Here is a 15,641-nt window from a genome sequence, read left to right as displayed (position 1 = left end):
AGATCACTTGATTTTTTCAAGTATATCCTCGAATTTTGCATAATTCACCTTCACGCCGTCATCGAGGTCAATGTCAATCATCATATCTGCGAGATGATGCACTTTTTCCTCATAAGCGTTGATCTCGGTGAGCTGCGCCATGAGCTTCTCCTGACGTTTTTTCAGCTTGACATGGTCACTCGCCGATGCCGTCTGCATCTGATCTTCGAGGAGCGAAAGCTGTGTGCGATAACGCTCCTGTAACTCATGCACATAGTCCGTGCGGACGGTCGCAACAGTAGTTTTCTGCCAGCGATGCATATACACAAGTGCTTTGAAGCCATTCTTCTTTCCAGAACTGAACAGCCAGTAGATTGGACGCTTCTGGTAGATCTTGCAGTGATCGGCGAAAAATCCGGTCAGCAGATAGTTCCGCAGGACCTCCCGGGGCGTACCCTTGCCGCCGAGTGCATCTGCGATGAATCGGAGGTTCTCCTCCAGTGTATCCTCTCCGTAGACCTTTGCCACGAAATCAATGACACGGGCGGTCAGATCGTCCTCGAAGTAGTCATCGTCGCAGATCGGCAGAACATTGTCCTTGTCTGGGGTGATCGTTTTGTATTTGCTGTCGTCCCAGTCTCCGCCTGCATAGCAAAGCCCTTTGGTATCTACGGAATAACGCCCGAAAATGCAGCCGATCGCATAAGAGATCAAGCTCTTGATCTCTCGGGTGAGGTCGGCACGGCGCACGGTCACGTCTCTGTCCTCGACCTCGGGTGTCAGCTCGTCCTGCAAGCCGTAGATTTCAATGAAAATGCGGTTAAGTTCTTCTTCATTCGCCTTGAGCTTCTGGAAGCGTGCTTCACATTCCTGCTCCCATTCGGCGTATTTGTCAGCTATTAGTCTGCCCATTGTCTTTCTCCACTATATAATCAAATAATTCATGTAAAGCATTCCAGTCAACAGTACAAGAAGTATCCTGCCATGCAGATTGCAGATAGTTTCTCAGAAACCAGATTTCGGTTTCGTTGATTTCAATAGACTCCGTTGTTCCTTCTGTTCTGTCTAATTTAGCCATAAGCCGCTTCAATACAATCTGGTTTTCTCTGTCAGTTGGTTCAAACTTCTCTTGAAACCACTCTACAAATTCGCGTAAAGTATCCTTGTATTCATTAGTAATTGTAATCGTTTTCATTTCTTCCTCCATTAAATCAGCGGATGCTGTTCAAAATCCCAGCTTGTTTCAAAATTATCCCAATCAGTTTTGCAAAGATCGATGTTTTCTTGTACCATATCCTCAACCTTAGATTTTTCTTCTGCTGTGTCAGGGAAGATAACAGGAATATTAGCAATGTCTCCACATTGATAATTAATTGTAGGTGCTATTACTTCAAGAACTTTCATTGCAAAACTAGAATTACATAACGCAAGCAGATATTTCAAGTTTTCATTAGAAAAACAACTCATCCCAGCAACATCGAATATGTGACCTACTGGTTTATATCTAAATGCTGCTACACTTGAGGAAATTAGAGACCAACTAAAGCACTCTCTGAAGAAATAATTTGGGTTTCTAATGACTGACTTTTTGAAGTTTCTTAGTTCAAACCCATCATGTTCCCAATTCACAATAAAATCGTTATTACCATACCACTTTCTAAAATCTCCACCTTTATTGTACGGATACCATTTTTCAGACGCCTTTTGAGACATTTCATGCGTCAATGTATCAAATTTGATTTTTTCTGCACAGACTTCAAACCATTCTCGAAGGAATCGATTATTATCAGCAGTTGCTACGCCTTGTTTTGAATCAGCGATTGAACCAAGAAGTTTTCCAGTTTTGAAAGCTCTAATAAACGCCTCACTCACCCAATAAGCCACCGGCATACCCGGAATCTTGGAGAAGTTTTCTTGTGAAGTATAGAAACTATGTTTCCCCGTAATCAACCATACTTCCTTATCGGAATTGCTTTCTTGTAATCCTTGCTTTTCAAATAATCTATCGTATCTTCCAAGATATTCATTGATATGAGTGTTCAGCGTTATGAAAGCAACCGATTGGACGATCTTACTATTCAAATCTTCAAATGTACCTATCCCTAAATGAGCCATATTAATTGTAGTTTTATTCATGAGCTTACGGCGCAGGTTTTCATAGCTTGACAGGAACATGAAAGCGTGCTGTGTAATCATCGCATAGAAACCGTGTGGCTTTGCAAGCTGTCCGCACTTCTCGATAAAGCACGCAAACAGGTCGCTCTTGCTGTCCGGAAAATACTTCTTCACAAAATCGGACAGTTTTGTGTCCATACCAGAACTTCCCATATACGGCGGATTCGTCACAACAACATCATATTTCTGTGAAAGGTTCTTGTAAATCCGCAGCATCATATCAAGCTGCTTTTTACTGATACCAAAAGACACATTGAAATCCGAAACGGCCTCATCCAGTCCTGCCGGCGCTTTGATCTCCATAAGAGAACCGTAGGTATCCGCAAACTTGAATTGCTCCGCAAACTCTCTGATCTTGCCAGAGATCAGGCTTGTGTCCACGCCCATTACATCCGCAAAATTCGCAAGCTGCGGTTGGATTTTGCCGCTCTTGATGATGCTGCGGTTATACTGACGCGCCTTCATCATCACAGCAAAATATGCAAGCTGATACGCACGACGGTCGATGTCCAGACCAAAGAGGTTATGCTGCAGGATCGACAGTGCCGCATCACGCTCCGACCATCCGCAGGACGTGTAAATGTCCATCAGCACATCGAATGCGTACACCAGAATATGCCCCGAACCCATGCACGGGTCGATGACCTTGATTTGTTCCGGCTGAATGCTCTTGTACTCCGCACGCAGCTTTTCAAGCTCCGCCTTGACCGAATTTTCCTGCTCGGCTTCTTCGAGATAGTACTTCCAGTCAGCATTCTCAGGCTTGCCGTGTCCTTCCGTCCACAGTCTGCCGAGGGAATTCTCGACCATATAGCGCACGATCCAGTCCGGCGTGAAAAGCTGTGTTGCCGCAGGGATAGCCTCTGCGCTAATCTTTATATTCTTTTTCAGGTCAGCGAATACCTTGTCCTTCGGCTCGGTGTTGTAGTACTGATACAGCCAACCGATGATCTGTACCTGGTCGCGCCAGTCATCTTCGGGGATATCCTCAACCATGTGTGCGATCACGCTGTCATTGCGGAGTAGATTGTTCGGGAACAAAAGCTCCGTCCAGCCGCCGATCTCCTCAAACATCTCCGGAAGTCCGGTATTCAGAGCGTTGCATTGTGCAATCAACAGATACTTGTACAGCGTATCGTTCTGCTGTGCGTCCAGCAGATCCATGATATAGTCATGGTCAATGCCGTCCAGCTCAATCCGTGATGCCTCAGCGAGAATCTCCGGCTTGAAAGCGTTATTCTCATCAGTAAACACACGGATTCTCGTCGGCAGATAGCCGTTTACCTCCATGTAACGCAGCGCAATAAAGCGGTTGAACCATGTGTATGCCGCTTCCTCCATTGTTTGCGCAAAGCCGTTCTGACGGATGCGGTCAATGAGCTGCCGACGCTGACTGAGTTCAGTCGGTGTCAAAGCCTTACCGTTGACCTCGGATTGATTGGGATTGTTTTTACCGTTTTCTGTTATTTCATATTCAAACGCACGCTGCGTTACGGCATCAATCAGAGTGAGTCGTGCAGCGATTGCGAAATTCTTTATAGCTGTTTTATCCATAGTTCACCTCAGATTATGTGCAGAACATCGTGACCTTCCAGTTTCTCCATGAGTGTTTTCTTGATCTCTGCGAGATATGCATCGATATCTGCCTCGCTCTGAAGTTTCATTGTATGGCAGACAGTGCTGCGGTTCATGGTGACCGTATCAACACTCGGTTCGACCGTAACCAGCTTTTGCAGATATCTCTGTCTGATGTTTGCTATCTGTATTTTCATTGCATCAAGAGCAGTCAGCTTATCAGACTGTTCAGCACTACTCTTTTTATCTTCAAGTTCGGCATCTGCTCTGCGAACAATATCGGTTTGCTCAATTGCCGCTGTCTGATGAATTTCACCCATCGCTGCATGGATTTCCGCATATACTTCCTCACGCTTATCGTTCAGAAGTCTGTTATACACTTCCTGAATGCTCTGGGTCAGCTCCGGAAGTTCGGAAATACGGCGATAAGGTTTTGCACTTGTCAAAATCTCCTTCATTTTGGAGAGCGTCGATAAAGCAGCCTGTTCTGCGCTAAAGTACTCCTTTTCGGCAGAAACAGCATCCAGTTTTTCTTGTGCTTTATCAAAAATCTGCTGCTGAACACGGAAGAATGTCAGAACATCGGCGATATCCTCTGCGTTATCAAGGAAGTCATCCTGCATCTTGACAGCCTGCTCCAGAAGCGCAATGCTGTCGTTTTTATGCATCAACAGGTCATTGCAGAGCCTCACACCTTGCTCGACAATTGCCTTTCCGGGATAGTTATGATTCGCATACTGCTTAGAAAGCAGATCGTTCAGGTTATTACGCTGATCTGTGAACTTGTCGATAATGTATGTAATCAACTCGTTTTCTGTATCCGGGATTGCACCAAGACCGCAGTTGTAGTATTCACCAAGGAAATCACGAGATTTCTTGATGAGAGCAACAGGCGGAGCTACACGGAAGCTGATGATTGCCTTATCAATTTCAGTTTTGCGGCGCAGATAGTCAGGCAGTTTCTTATCAGATGCAGCAATTACATTGCCTGCGTACTTAAGAGTAATCTTACCGTCGGCAATCATTTCCGCTGCTACTGCAGCAATATCAATTTCACGCCAGCCATATGGGATAGCCGAGAATCGTCGCTGAATATCACCCATAGAAGTGGGCAGCGCTCTTTCTTTCTGACGAACCAGATATTCATTCATTTCCTTTACAGCGTCAGCATTTGGTGTTCCGATATCACCAAAGCTCATCTGCTTATTTGCGCCTGAAAGTATCTCAAGCAGCTCCGCATCACTATCATAGTTTTTACGAATGTATTCAAGCTTTGTATAAACACTTTCAATCAGTGTCGAGAGAGCCTGTTCAATTCTATCCTTTACAGAAGAAATTCTCAAATTCAGACGTTCTCCAGCTACATAGATACGGCTGTCAGAGATTGCCTGTGTAATGAGTTTTTCTGCTTCTTTTTCATGTGCAGATGCCTCCGATGTGCGGCTGCGGATAATCGTCTGAATTGCCTCCGGAAGCTGTGCGACATTTTTTCCTTTGACATAGTTTCGGATTTTCATTGCGAATTCAAGCTCTTCAAAATATGGCATGGTATCAGACAAAACAATCATAACGGCATTATTCGTACCGGATTTATGCTGAAACACATTATCGTCAGTGCTGTAGATTTCGGATGCTACCGTAATAAACTGCAGCATGATATTTCCGCTTGGCTGACCAATCGGAGTTTCATCAATTTGGCGATCATAGGCGAAATCATATTTTCCATAGCGGAATTTCTTGCTTGCATAAAGTTTATTAAAAATCACATCTCCAATAGCGAGTGTAACATCGGCACTGTTGACCGGTGTATTACGGATATCTCTTGCAATATCCTGCTCATCATCTGTCAGGAATGTATAGGTATCACCTGCACGAGAAACATAGTTTTGTGAAACGAGTCTGTCAAGAGACTGCTGAATCGTCTGACGCATGGTGATCTTATCAGCACGGATGTCATCAGTCATGAGTACTGTGATATTATCAAGATTCGCTTTGACATCGTCAACATAGCGAATAAGGTACAAAAGCTTTAATACACTGACATCGTAAGGCTCAATACCATCCATATTATCTGCTGCAGTCTGGCAGCGATCAATAACACGACGAATTGAGCTTTCAAGGAATGTGTGAACCGTATCATAGAATAAGCTGAAAGGAATCAGAGCATACTCGTCCTTATCCTGAATTGCCTGTGCAGCCTCCTGGAATCCTGACAACATCGAACGCTCACCGCCGGAAAGATGCTTTCCTGAGTTGCCGTGTTTTCTTATTTGTGCAAGAACATTCTGCATCAGGCGGAATTGATAAGGAACAAAGGGATATGTATCTATAAACTCACCTTCACCAGCATAGCCCTTCAGATCCAGCACCGCGCCGTTGAAAGAGAAGAGATTGCGCAGTACGGCCTGATTCTTATCATACTGCAGCTTGAGAACGCCTTCGGCAGCGACTGTCTTTGCAAGAATACGCTTTTTAATAACCTCGTCTACAGAGGAAGAAGAAAGGCTCAGGCGAGTATTAAATCTTCCTTGAATCTTGGAGAAGTCGTTTCCGCTTATCTTTGTGATGCTGTCGATCGCTTCTTGACTGGTAACCATTACCCATACTCTGCCGTCGCATTTGGTACCGATTTCTTCTACGATCGTCTGAAGATTGAGCATCAGATCTGAATCAGAACCAATATACTGACCAACCTCATCGATCATAAACATTAGCCTGAACTGTTTGCCCTGACTGTCAATATATTCCTTGATCTCCTTAACGAGCTGCTCTATGCTCAGGTCGATCTCTTCCTCACCGTTAAACCAGTTTCGTGCGGCAGTTTCACTGATTCCAAGGGCGGTTGTCATTGCCTCTACGACATCATCCTCAAAGAAAGCAAACGAATCACGAGATTCTTCCCATGTGCCGCCGTTGACATTTTCAAAAGCCTGTCTGAATTCTTCTGTTTTGCCGGATTTTGCGATAAACTGTTCAAGTTTCGCAACCTTAAGATCGTTCCCATAAAAGCCAAGATGCTCGTAGAATACCTTTGCGAATACGCGCAGAATAGCTGTCTTATCCTTAGTGAGCGGGCTCTTGGAATCAATGTTAAATAGAATTGCTCTGGTAGGCACTTTAACACAGCTTTCGAGTCTTCCGAACATCATCGGGTCATCAAATTTATCTGCAAAGTAATCTACAGCGTGCTTTCCGGCAACAACGGGATTCTCAAACAGATAGGATAGTATTTTCAGAAAGTGAGATTTACCGCTTCCGAAGAAACCGGAGATCCATACCCCAATCTTATCTGTCGGTTGTTCCAGTGATGCTTCATAATGATTCAGAAAAGTACTGAAATGACGGCGAAGCTCCTTTGTGATAATGTATTCTCTGAGTTCCTGCTCAAGAGAACGTTCATCATCCTGTGCGACCTTAATAACACCGTTGATATCGCGGTTAATATCCGCTTTATACATAGTCTGTAATTTCATTTTCTTTTCCCCTTATAGCATATTGAATGCCCGATAATAGTTTCCATCATGGAACTCATCAAACAATGAAAGTTCCTGTCCGTTGAACTTTCCCGGATATAGCATAACAATTGGAATATCCGAAAACAGGTGCTGTATATTGTCCAATATATTGTGCGAACGCATAAACGGGTATACTTTACCCACTCCTGAAATAAGTAGGATATCTCCGTGCTGATGCTGAGCATATTGCATACGTTCAACAAAAGTCTCCGGTGTTGCAATTTTCTGAAGTTGCTTGAGTAAGCCTTCAGATCCTTTTTTCTGTTCCATTGCGGGAATCGTTTTCAATATACGTTTATCCTCGCATATCTGCAAAAAGATTTTGTACAAATCACATTCAATCAATCGGAACGGCAAATCTGTTTGTTGTATCAGGTTTGCCATATAATCACGAACGATCATCTCGTCATGCGGATCATAGCATAAAACATGGATGCCAACTTCATTGGATAGTCCCTTATTACTAAGAAACACTTCATCTGAAAAGCGTTCTTTTATTGATTCTAAATCATTTCTTATATTACTCATATTACACCTCAGTGGAAGCAGTTAAAAGCACACAAAGCAGATTCATCACCTAACTGCCGGATTCCTTCTTCCAGTTCCGGAAACAAAAAAACAGGCTTGAGCGCCTGTGAACGCACATTCTCAAGATATTCGCATTCGACAAGGAATCTTGTGAGAACTTGTCGAATCTTGGCCCTCGTACTTTCGGACCAGTCTGCTGCGGCAGAATAGCATTCTTGTAATGTGTCAAAAAAACAATTTATATCTTTATGTGAAAAATTCATCTGCTGAGTTCTGAATTTTTCTCCAATAACATCAGTCATAAAATCGTATACAATACTGTTTTCACGCATGATTGCATAAAGATTGATTTGTTTTGCAACACTTGTTGAAGCATCTGCCAAAAGTTCCACCAGTGTCTGTGAGTTTAGTGCATCAATCCGCTTAAAACAGATATTTGTCATTGAACGTATCATCCGCTCTGTCGGATACTGAAATAGGTTTTCCTGTGCAACTTTATCATATATTTCATTACGGTCGCTTCCTGCGCATAATAAAGAGGCAATTGTTCTAATTTCGTAGAACAAGAATTGTTCCCTTGTCAGGCCGCCGCTATAGTGTTTTTTTATGCTCATGTTTTTTCTCTTTCTATCCTCCAAAATTGCCGAGTTATTTTCATAACAATACGGCCTAAACGGGAGAATGTATATCTTTTTATATTATATCACATTTTAGTTGAAATGTCAAGGTTTTCGTTGGTTATTTTCAACAAAATTTCGATACTCTGTTTAGATGTATGGATTAAACACTTACTAATGCTGAATTGGTATGTTATATGTCAACATTGCTGTTCGTTATAACAATTAAGGACCCTGTGGTGCGATGTTTTTAACATCGATTTCACAGAGTCCATATCACAAGTATGTTTTATGCTTGGTTGCTGAAGGGGCCTCTCCCGTAATACTTCATAACCATAACGACCTTGCTAAAGTGCGTATATCCCCGCAGCTTTTCCTTCGACAGTCGGTATCCGGCATTCTTTTTGCTCTGAAACGCAGATAACTCGCCGTTTACGAATTTAGTTCCGGAATCCACAATCACCAGATCGCCTGTATCTACGCCATAATCAGGCAGGTCAGGATGCTTATCTGCTATAAATGCTCCCGGAGTCATGATTCCCGGTGGCAGTAAGTCATTCGGAGTCGAAATATCACTCATGGCAGCTTCCTCCTCATTCGATGTAATTCACAAGTTCTCCGGAAATATCCTTGATCTTGTCCATATCAAGTTCCATATAGCTCTTGCTGGCTCCAACAGTTCTGAATAGCTGTATCTTCTTTCCGACAGCATCAATTTTCCTGACACGCTCGGTCATGGTAACATAGGAGCCGCCGACTTTGGCTATATCCGCTATAAAGTACGTAAACTTCAGAACAGGATGATGTCCGTTCTCCAACGCATCCGCTATCAGACTGATTTTCTGGTTCAGCACTTCCATCTCAGATTCTGTCAATTCCTGAAAACTGCCGACCTCTCGTGCTTCTTCACCGACCATGTCCTCGTAGCCCGCCAGAGCGTTGAAGGACGAAAACTGCGCGGCTCTCTCATAGGCGGACATCGGCGTGCGTGTGGGTGACTGCCAGTGCGGCAGTCTTATAATGTCTGCATAAACCACTCTTGCATCAGGTTCATTGCTTTTTATCCCTTTTGCCATCCTTCTTCACCTCCGAAGCCTCAGCTCTATGGCCGCCAATCTGGCCGTTTCGTTCAATCGTAGTGCCACCTTCCATCAGGTTCATGCCCCTCAGAACGGCGTTTTTGCCGAATCTGCCCTGTAGCTGCAATGTTGCACGCTGCAGAGCACGCTCACGTTCTTCCTTGCGCTTTTTCTCCGCCTTCTGACGTTCGACCTCTTCATAGTCCACAAAGAGCTCAAGCTGAACAGGAGCGTCATCGTCCGGGATATTGTTCTCATAGATCAGGTTGCAGGCGCAGATGTTGATCCTGCGCACCATAAGATCAGGATCAATGATTCTGTCATAAAGCTGCATCATGCACTCAGCGATCGCAGAAGTAGAAGATGTCCAGCTTTCGAGGTTCCCCGTACCGTGCGCATGCTTCGGAACAGGTCTGCCGTAGTGATCCTTGTGAACGACTCCGTTGTATCGCTTTCCTGTTGATGTGACCTTGTATTCGTCTTCTTTGGGCGTTCTGCCTCTGCGTACCAGCTGCACAGATGTCCGGTCGTAGCCGATTGTCAGTGTCAGCTTCTTCGTAACAACGTACTTTCTGACCATATCCAGCACAAGCAGCTCCGTCATTTCCCGGACGATCAGCCTTGCAAGTTCTGCGGTATACGGCTCTTTCAGCACTTGTCCGGAAGAAAGCGAGTTTGTGGAAGGTCTGTAGGACTTGATCGTTGCGATCTCTGTCGGCTCCCAGCCCCATGCATGGTCGATCACGATTTCAGCCTTTACGCCCAGTGCCTTATACAGCAGATCCTCGTTGATCGTACTCAGCCTTGCGATATCGCCCATGGTATAGCAGTTCAGCGCAGCAACACGGGCTGCGGTACCGCCGCCATGCCCCCAGAAGTCAGTCAGAGGCGTGTGACACCAGAGCAATTCCCTGTATTTCATTTCGTCAAGCTCTGCGATACGGACACCGTCCTTATCAGCAGGAACGTGCTTTGCAACGATATCCATAGCGACCTTGGCAAGGTAGAGGTTTGTTCCGATACCGGCTGTTGCGGTGATACCGGTCTCGTACAGCACCTCACGAATCATCGTCATGGCGAGCTCGTGTGCCGTCATGTGGTAGGTGTTCAGATATCCGGTCGCATCGATGAAGCACTCGTCAATGCTGTATACATGGATATCCTCCGGTGAGATGTACCGCATATAGATTGAGAAGATTTTCGTGCTGATTTCCTCATATAGCCGCATGCGGGGCGGTGCTATGATGTATGACAGCTCCAAAGACGGATCGGCGGCAAGCGCCTCTGCATCAAAAGAGGCTGAGCTGAAATGATATTTGCCGTTCTCGTCCTTCGGCAGCAGCTTCCTGCGGAACGCCTCGTTGAATCGTTTCTGATTGATTTCCTTGACAGCCTGTACGACCTCAAACAGTCGGGCGCGTCCAGAAATGCCGTAGGCTTTCAGCGAGGGTGTGACCGCCAGACAGATCGTTTTCTCGGTGCGGGATTCGTCTGCGACGACAAGATTTGTTGTCAGAGCGTCAAAATGCCTGTCAACGCACTCGACCGAGGCGTAAAATGATTTCAGATCGATAGCGATATAAACCTTGTCCATAACCTACGCCCCCTATGTTCTAACCTTACTGTATCACGACCGGACACTCCACATACCATCTGCCGACACTGCTGACATGATGTGTATTCGCTTTTTCAAAGAAGAGATACTTGATCTCTCCCTTTATAACGACCGTATAGCAGCCGCAGGTCAGGCTGTCGTGGTTCGCACCGGCAGGCCTGAAATCCTTGACCGCTTCGATTCTGAATACTCGTCCGTCCTCCCATGTTATCGTTCTCGGCTGCATATAGCCTGTTGCATCAAAATCGGAAGTGACCTTGACATATTTTCGCTCCATCCGTATTACCGGCTGTTTCATGCCACCGCCCCCTTTATATCTGTGGCTTGATTCGTCTTTCCTTATAATGTTTCCTGCAAAGCGAGATATAGCTTTCGTTGCCGCCGAGCTGTACCTGTTCGCCCTCTGTGACCATCTCGCCGTTCAGCAGCCTTGCATTGAAATGTGCCCGCTTGCCGCACCAGCAGATCGTCCGTATCTGTTCTATATCGTCTGCAAGCTCCATAAGCCGCTGTGCGCCGGGAAACAAATGACTCTGGAAGTCTGTACGCAGGCCGTAGCAGATAACGGTGATGCCGTAGGTATCAACCAGATTACTGAGCCTGTCAATGATCTCCGGCGCAAGGAACTGTACTTCGTCTACGATAATGCAGTCATAATGCTCTCCGCTATAGTTTTCGAGGAAGTCCTCAGCAAATTCGCAGGGTTCCTCCAAACCAATGCGTGACTTAATAACTTTTGTGCCGTCTCTGTCCTCGCAGCGTGGCTTTAGAAGTACAACTTTCTTGTCACGTTCATAGTAGTTATACCGCACCATAAGTGCATTGGCAGTCTTGGAGCTGCCCATCGCACCGTAGCGGAATATTAGTTTTGCCATTTATTTTCCCTCATTCTATATCATCGTCCTGGGTTGCCTCATCGTTTATATACTGCATAACATCATCCCATATCAGATCCCAGTATTCATTTATGTCATAGCTTCCATCCGGTTGACTTATCTCAAGAAATCTGGATAAATGCGTTGAAACGTTTTTTAAGTCACTGTCAAAAAGGAGATCGCTGCATATCTGATGAAGAGAAATGTTTTCTTCAACGTTTTCCGGTGATCTTGTCCTAAAGTATCTGTATCCGTTTTCATCACAGTATGTATCACCAAGCAGACCTAATTGACTGCGCTTTCCGTTATCATTTATGTAAAGGGTAAGGTCGTTTGGTCCGGGCGTGGCAGGTGTCTCAGGTTTATCAGGAAATTCCTCCCACTCCATTGAGTTCAGGATCTTTGACAGTTTCTTTACTTCATCAGCAGACAGAACACGAACGCTCGGAAACAGTGCCGTACCTCCGAAGCAGACATAAGCGTCGCTGATATCACCGAACGGAGAGGTCAGCTCAGATGGTTCATCCAAAGAATCTGCAATCCTGTCAAGCTCCTTTAATCTAATTTCAGTGACAGTGGTAATTTCGGCAGTTGTCTCAGTTGCTGTTGTAGTCGTTGTAACCGCTGTTATAGTCGTCGTTGTAGTAGTCTCAGCTGTTGAGTTGCTCGTTGCTGTCTCTGTTGTATCAGTCGTGACTGCCGCTGTGATATGGCTTGAAGTTGGTTCAACTCCTGCATCAGAGCCGTTCTTTTCACTGCATCCGGTAATAGCAACTAGGCATAGTGCAGCAATTAAACAGCGAAAAATAGATCGTTTGGTCATAGCTTTGTTCTCCGTTTTTTTCATGATCATTCCTCCTCATCCTCCGGATGCAGGACACGATACAGCTCAATATGCTCATCCGATGCGAGATCCTTTTCTTCAACAATACCCATGACCTTGCCAATCAGGATAACGTGCTCATCGGAATTAAAATGCATGGTATCATAATCCTCGTTAAATGAGTGCAGGCCGTCTTTCTGATATTCCTTGATGTATGTCTCGTTGCCGATCATGAATGCACCGACATCACCGGGCTTCAGCTTTCTGCAGCCGGGATAGCGTCGTACCAGCACAAGATCACCGTCATAATACTCCGGTTCCATACTGTTGCCGCTGACAGTAAATACACAATCGGCACTGTCAACCTCTTCCGATGAATAGAGATAGATATCCTCCCCCTCGTCATCAAAGTCTGCAGAAACATCGAATCCTGCAGCCAGCTGCTTCTGGAACTTGATAAGCTTTGTGATTGGCGGACACTCCTCCGCACGCTGTCTTTCTGTCAGTGTGTCGAGGACTGCATTGAATACGGACTTGTTCTGGTCATTCAGATATCTGTAATCCGCAATAATAGCGCGTTCTTTTGCTGTAAAGGTACGAAGCGGGTCGTCAACACCGAACAGTTCGTAGAATCCGATCCCGAGAGCCTTGCATATCTTCGGAATCTGGTCGAGATCAGGGCGTGTTCTGCCGTGCTCCCAGTTGCTGATGGCATTGGACTTGACGCCGAGCATCTCTGCAAGCGCCATCTGCTCTATCCCCTTTTTCTCACGGTAATATTTTACACGCTGTCCTACAATGTGTATTTCCTTTTTGACGACCTCCTCCTGCTTTGTCACATTAAATGCAGCAGAAGTCGGTTCACCTGTCTTTTTCTTAGCTCCCATAATAGACTCCTTTGGTACAATATGGTATTGATCTGGCTGCCGGGTTCATCAACGCACAAATCAAACAAATGTTCTGTAAAAAAATTGTGCAGCCCTACAAAGTTTTCCTGTCGGCATTCTGCTCCGGAGTATGAAAACTCTAGCTGTCATGCCGTCTTTGTGTTTAGTATATCACATTATCACGAAAATGTCAAGCACATTTTCTATTGACATTTTCGTGATAATGATGTAATATGTTAATGTCGGTATCCGGTCTACGGAAAAATGATACCTCAGTCCGCCTTAAGGTGTGTGGCAGACGGGGCAGCAGTCGTTCAGGGGACCGCTTCGCCATCAACCCACTTCGCCACGAAAGATAGAGAAATACAGAACAAGAGATAGGGACAGTATCATAGAAACACAAGTTGCGAAACAGGAGGGCGTAAATGACTATATATCTTGACAGAGGACCATTTCTCACCATTCCCGACAAGCTGCATCCGGGGCAGTACAAAGTGATGTGCTGTACTGCTGCTCTGCATCCCGTCCTGCAACTGAAGGTCAGACCACTGAGGAGAGCAAGGAAGTCAAGACAGAGACACTGTCGCTGAAGGCTTCTGCGCTGCCTTCCGGTCTGGTAAAGTCCAAGACCTGTGAAAGCACAGATGAGACCACCTATAACAACTGGTACAGCGCCGTCTATATCCCGACTGCAGCAACCACCAACAACAGCACCGGTACACGTTCCGCAAGTACCACAAAGGGCGGCAGCACAGCCGCAGCAACAACAGACTGATAAAGGAGAAAGAATATGGCTATCAGAAAAACAATTACTGTTGACGGCATCGAGGTTCCTTTCAAGGCGAGTGCAACACTGCCTCGCCTTTACCGTGCAAAGTTCCGCAAGGATATCTTCAAGGATTTTTCTGCGCTGAAGGATTCTGTTGACGAGAGCGATGAGGAGAATTCCGGTCTCGGCATCGAGAGCCTTGAGGTTTTCGAGAATATCGCCTGGACGATGGCGAAGCACGCCGATCCGGAGGGCGTTCCTGACAGCCCCGACGAGTGGCTGGAGCAGTTCAACACCTTCTCCATCTACGAAGTGCTCCCGCAGCTCTTTGAGCTCTGGGGTGTGAATCTGGAGACACAGGCGGAGTCAAAAAAAAATCTCGCCCAGTTGACCGCGAGATGACAACGCCGCTGTTCCTTCTCCGATGTGTGCAGATCGGGCTGAGTCTTTCCGACCTTGATCTGCTCACTATCGGAATGGTCAACGAAATGTTCATTGAAAAGGATAATGACGACTATGATTACCCGATCAAGGCAACACAGGAAAACTTCGATGCCTTCTAAAAAGCACATTCTTTCCGGCTGGCTGCGGATCCTGTTCGGGCTAGCCATTTACTCCTTCGGTGTGCATCTGACGATAGCCGCAAACATAGGTCTCGAACCGTGGGACTGCCTCGGCATGGGTATTGCAAAGCACACTCCGCTGAACTACGGCAGTTCTATGGTGCTGATCTCTGTGACTGCTGTTCTGATACAGCTTGTTCTCAGAGAAAACATCGGATTTGCGACATTACTGGATGCTATTATAACCGGAAACCTGACACAACTATTGAACGATTATTCCCCATATCCTGAGAATCACAGCATTTGGCTCGGTATCGTACTGATGCTGTTCGGATTTCTGTTTATCTCACTCGGAATGTATCTGTATATGTCCGCAGAACAGGGCTGCGGTCCGAAGGACGGACTGCTGATTGCTATCGGGAAACGAATGCCGAAGTTGCCAATCGGGGTGGTTGAGATACTGCTGTGGGCAGTTATCACATTTGCTGGGTGGTTACTCGGCGGCTCTGTTGGTATTGGAACTATCATTTCTGTATTTGTCGGCGGTGTTGTTATGCACCTGTTTTTTGACGTGATCGGGTTTGAGCCGAGGAAGCTGAAACACAAAAGCCTGTCAGAAACATTCAGGCTGATGAAATGAT

14 protein-coding genes and 1 pseudogene are annotated in these 15,641 nt (G+C 45.7%); 4 read left to right on the top strand and 11 right to left on the bottom strand.

Annotation, left to right across the window (positions count from 1 at the left end):
- Window positions 1–3: 3 nt before the first annotated feature.
- The 11 genes and pseudogenes from pglX to BT127_RS08520 form a co-directional block, all read right to left on the bottom strand.
- Window positions 4–3,708, bottom strand: a pseudogene (pglX, locus tag BT127_RS08570) (BREX-1 system adenine-specific DNA-methyltransferase PglX).
- Between the two features lie 8 nt (window positions 3,709–3,716).
- Complete coding sequence (gene brxC, locus BT127_RS08565; RefSeq protein WP_075424609.1) at window positions 3,717–7,202, bottom strand: BREX system P-loop protein BrxC; 3,486 nt, start codon at window positions 7,200–7,202, stop codon at window positions 3,717–3,719.
- Between the two features lie 12 nt (window positions 7,203–7,214).
- The gene (locus BT127_RS08560; RefSeq protein WP_075424608.1) at window positions 7,215–7,772 is read right to left on the bottom strand and encodes a DUF1788 domain-containing protein; all 558 of its coding nucleotides are present in this window, start codon (window positions 7,770–7,772) and stop codon (window positions 7,215–7,217) included.
- 8 nt (window positions 7,773–7,780) lie between these two features.
- Window positions 7,781–8,386 (bottom strand): DUF1819 family protein, encoded by a 606-nt coding sequence (locus BT127_RS08555; protein ID WP_075424607.1) that lies wholly within the window; start codon window positions 8,384–8,386, stop codon window positions 7,781–7,783.
- Window positions 8,387–8,678: 292 nt separating this feature from the next.
- Window positions 8,679–8,969, bottom strand: coding sequence for a hypothetical protein (locus BT127_RS08550; protein WP_075424606.1), 291 nt, complete (start codon window positions 8,967–8,969; stop codon window positions 8,679–8,681).
- A gap of 13 nt (window positions 8,970–8,982) precedes the next feature.
- A complete protein-coding gene (locus BT127_RS08545) occupies window positions 8,983–9,465 on the bottom strand; it encodes a hypothetical protein (protein WP_075424605.1) in 483 nt (160 codons plus the stop codon).
- Window positions 9,440–11,062: a Y-family DNA polymerase gene (locus tag BT127_RS08540; RefSeq protein ID WP_075424604.1), complete on the bottom strand. Its 1,623-nt coding sequence runs from the start codon at window positions 11,060–11,062 to the stop codon at window positions 9,440–9,442. The genes BT127_RS08545 and BT127_RS08540 overlap by 26 nt, the downstream gene beginning before the upstream one ends.
- Window positions 11,063–11,087: 25 nt before the next feature.
- Window positions 11,088–11,381, bottom strand: a complete 294-nt coding sequence (locus BT127_RS08535) for a hypothetical protein (protein WP_075424603.1) — start codon at window positions 11,379–11,381, stop codon at window positions 11,088–11,090.
- A 13-nt stretch (window positions 11,382–11,394) separates the two neighbouring features.
- Window positions 11,395–11,958, bottom strand: coding sequence for a thymidine kinase (locus tag BT127_RS08530; protein ID WP_075424602.1), 564 nt, complete (start codon window positions 11,956–11,958; stop codon window positions 11,395–11,397).
- A gap of 10 nt (window positions 11,959–11,968) precedes the next feature.
- Window positions 11,969–12,805: a hypothetical protein gene (locus BT127_RS16790; protein WP_075424601.1), complete on the bottom strand. Its 837-nt coding sequence runs from the start codon at window positions 12,803–12,805 to the stop codon at window positions 11,969–11,971.
- Between the two features lie 2 nt (window positions 12,806–12,807).
- Window positions 12,808–13,668 (bottom strand): XRE family transcriptional regulator, encoded by an 861-nt coding sequence (locus BT127_RS08520; protein ID WP_075424600.1) that lies wholly within the window; start codon window positions 13,666–13,668, stop codon window positions 12,808–12,810.
- A gap of 499 nt (window positions 13,669–14,167) precedes the next feature.
- On the opposite strand from BT127_RS08520, the gene BT127_RS08515 reads away from it, so the two are divergent.
- From BT127_RS08515 to BT127_RS08505, 4 genes are read left to right on the top strand one after another with little or no spacing between them, the layout of a single operon-like run.
- The gene (locus BT127_RS08515; protein WP_175541941.1) at window positions 14,168–14,443 is read left to right on the top strand and encodes a major tail protein; all 276 of its coding nucleotides are present in this window, start codon (window positions 14,168–14,170) and stop codon (window positions 14,441–14,443) included.
- Window positions 14,444–14,458: 15 nt separating this feature from the next.
- On the top strand, window positions 14,459–14,839 hold the full coding sequence (locus BT127_RS08510) for a hypothetical protein (protein WP_075424599.1): 381 nt from the start codon (window positions 14,459–14,461) through the stop codon (window positions 14,837–14,839).
- Window positions 14,840–14,865: 26 nt separating this feature from the next.
- Window positions 14,866–15,000 (top strand): hypothetical protein, encoded by a 135-nt coding sequence (locus BT127_RS17185; RefSeq protein WP_318257212.1) that lies wholly within the window; start codon window positions 14,866–14,868, stop codon window positions 14,998–15,000.
- Window positions 14,990–15,640, top strand: a complete 651-nt coding sequence (locus BT127_RS08505; protein WP_075424598.1) for a YczE/YyaS/YitT family protein — start codon at window positions 14,990–14,992, stop codon at window positions 15,638–15,640. The genes BT127_RS17185 and BT127_RS08505 overlap by 11 nt, the downstream gene beginning before the upstream one ends.
- Window position 15,641 lies beyond the last annotated feature (1 nt).

This window comes from Ruminococcus sp. XPD3002, from assembly GCA_900119535.1.
GTDB lineage: Bacteria > Bacillota > Clostridia > Oscillospirales > Ruminococcaceae > Ruminococcus > Ruminococcus flavefaciens_H.
Note: the sequence above shows the minus strand (reverse complement) of the source record. Positions and strands in the feature narration are given on the sequence as shown.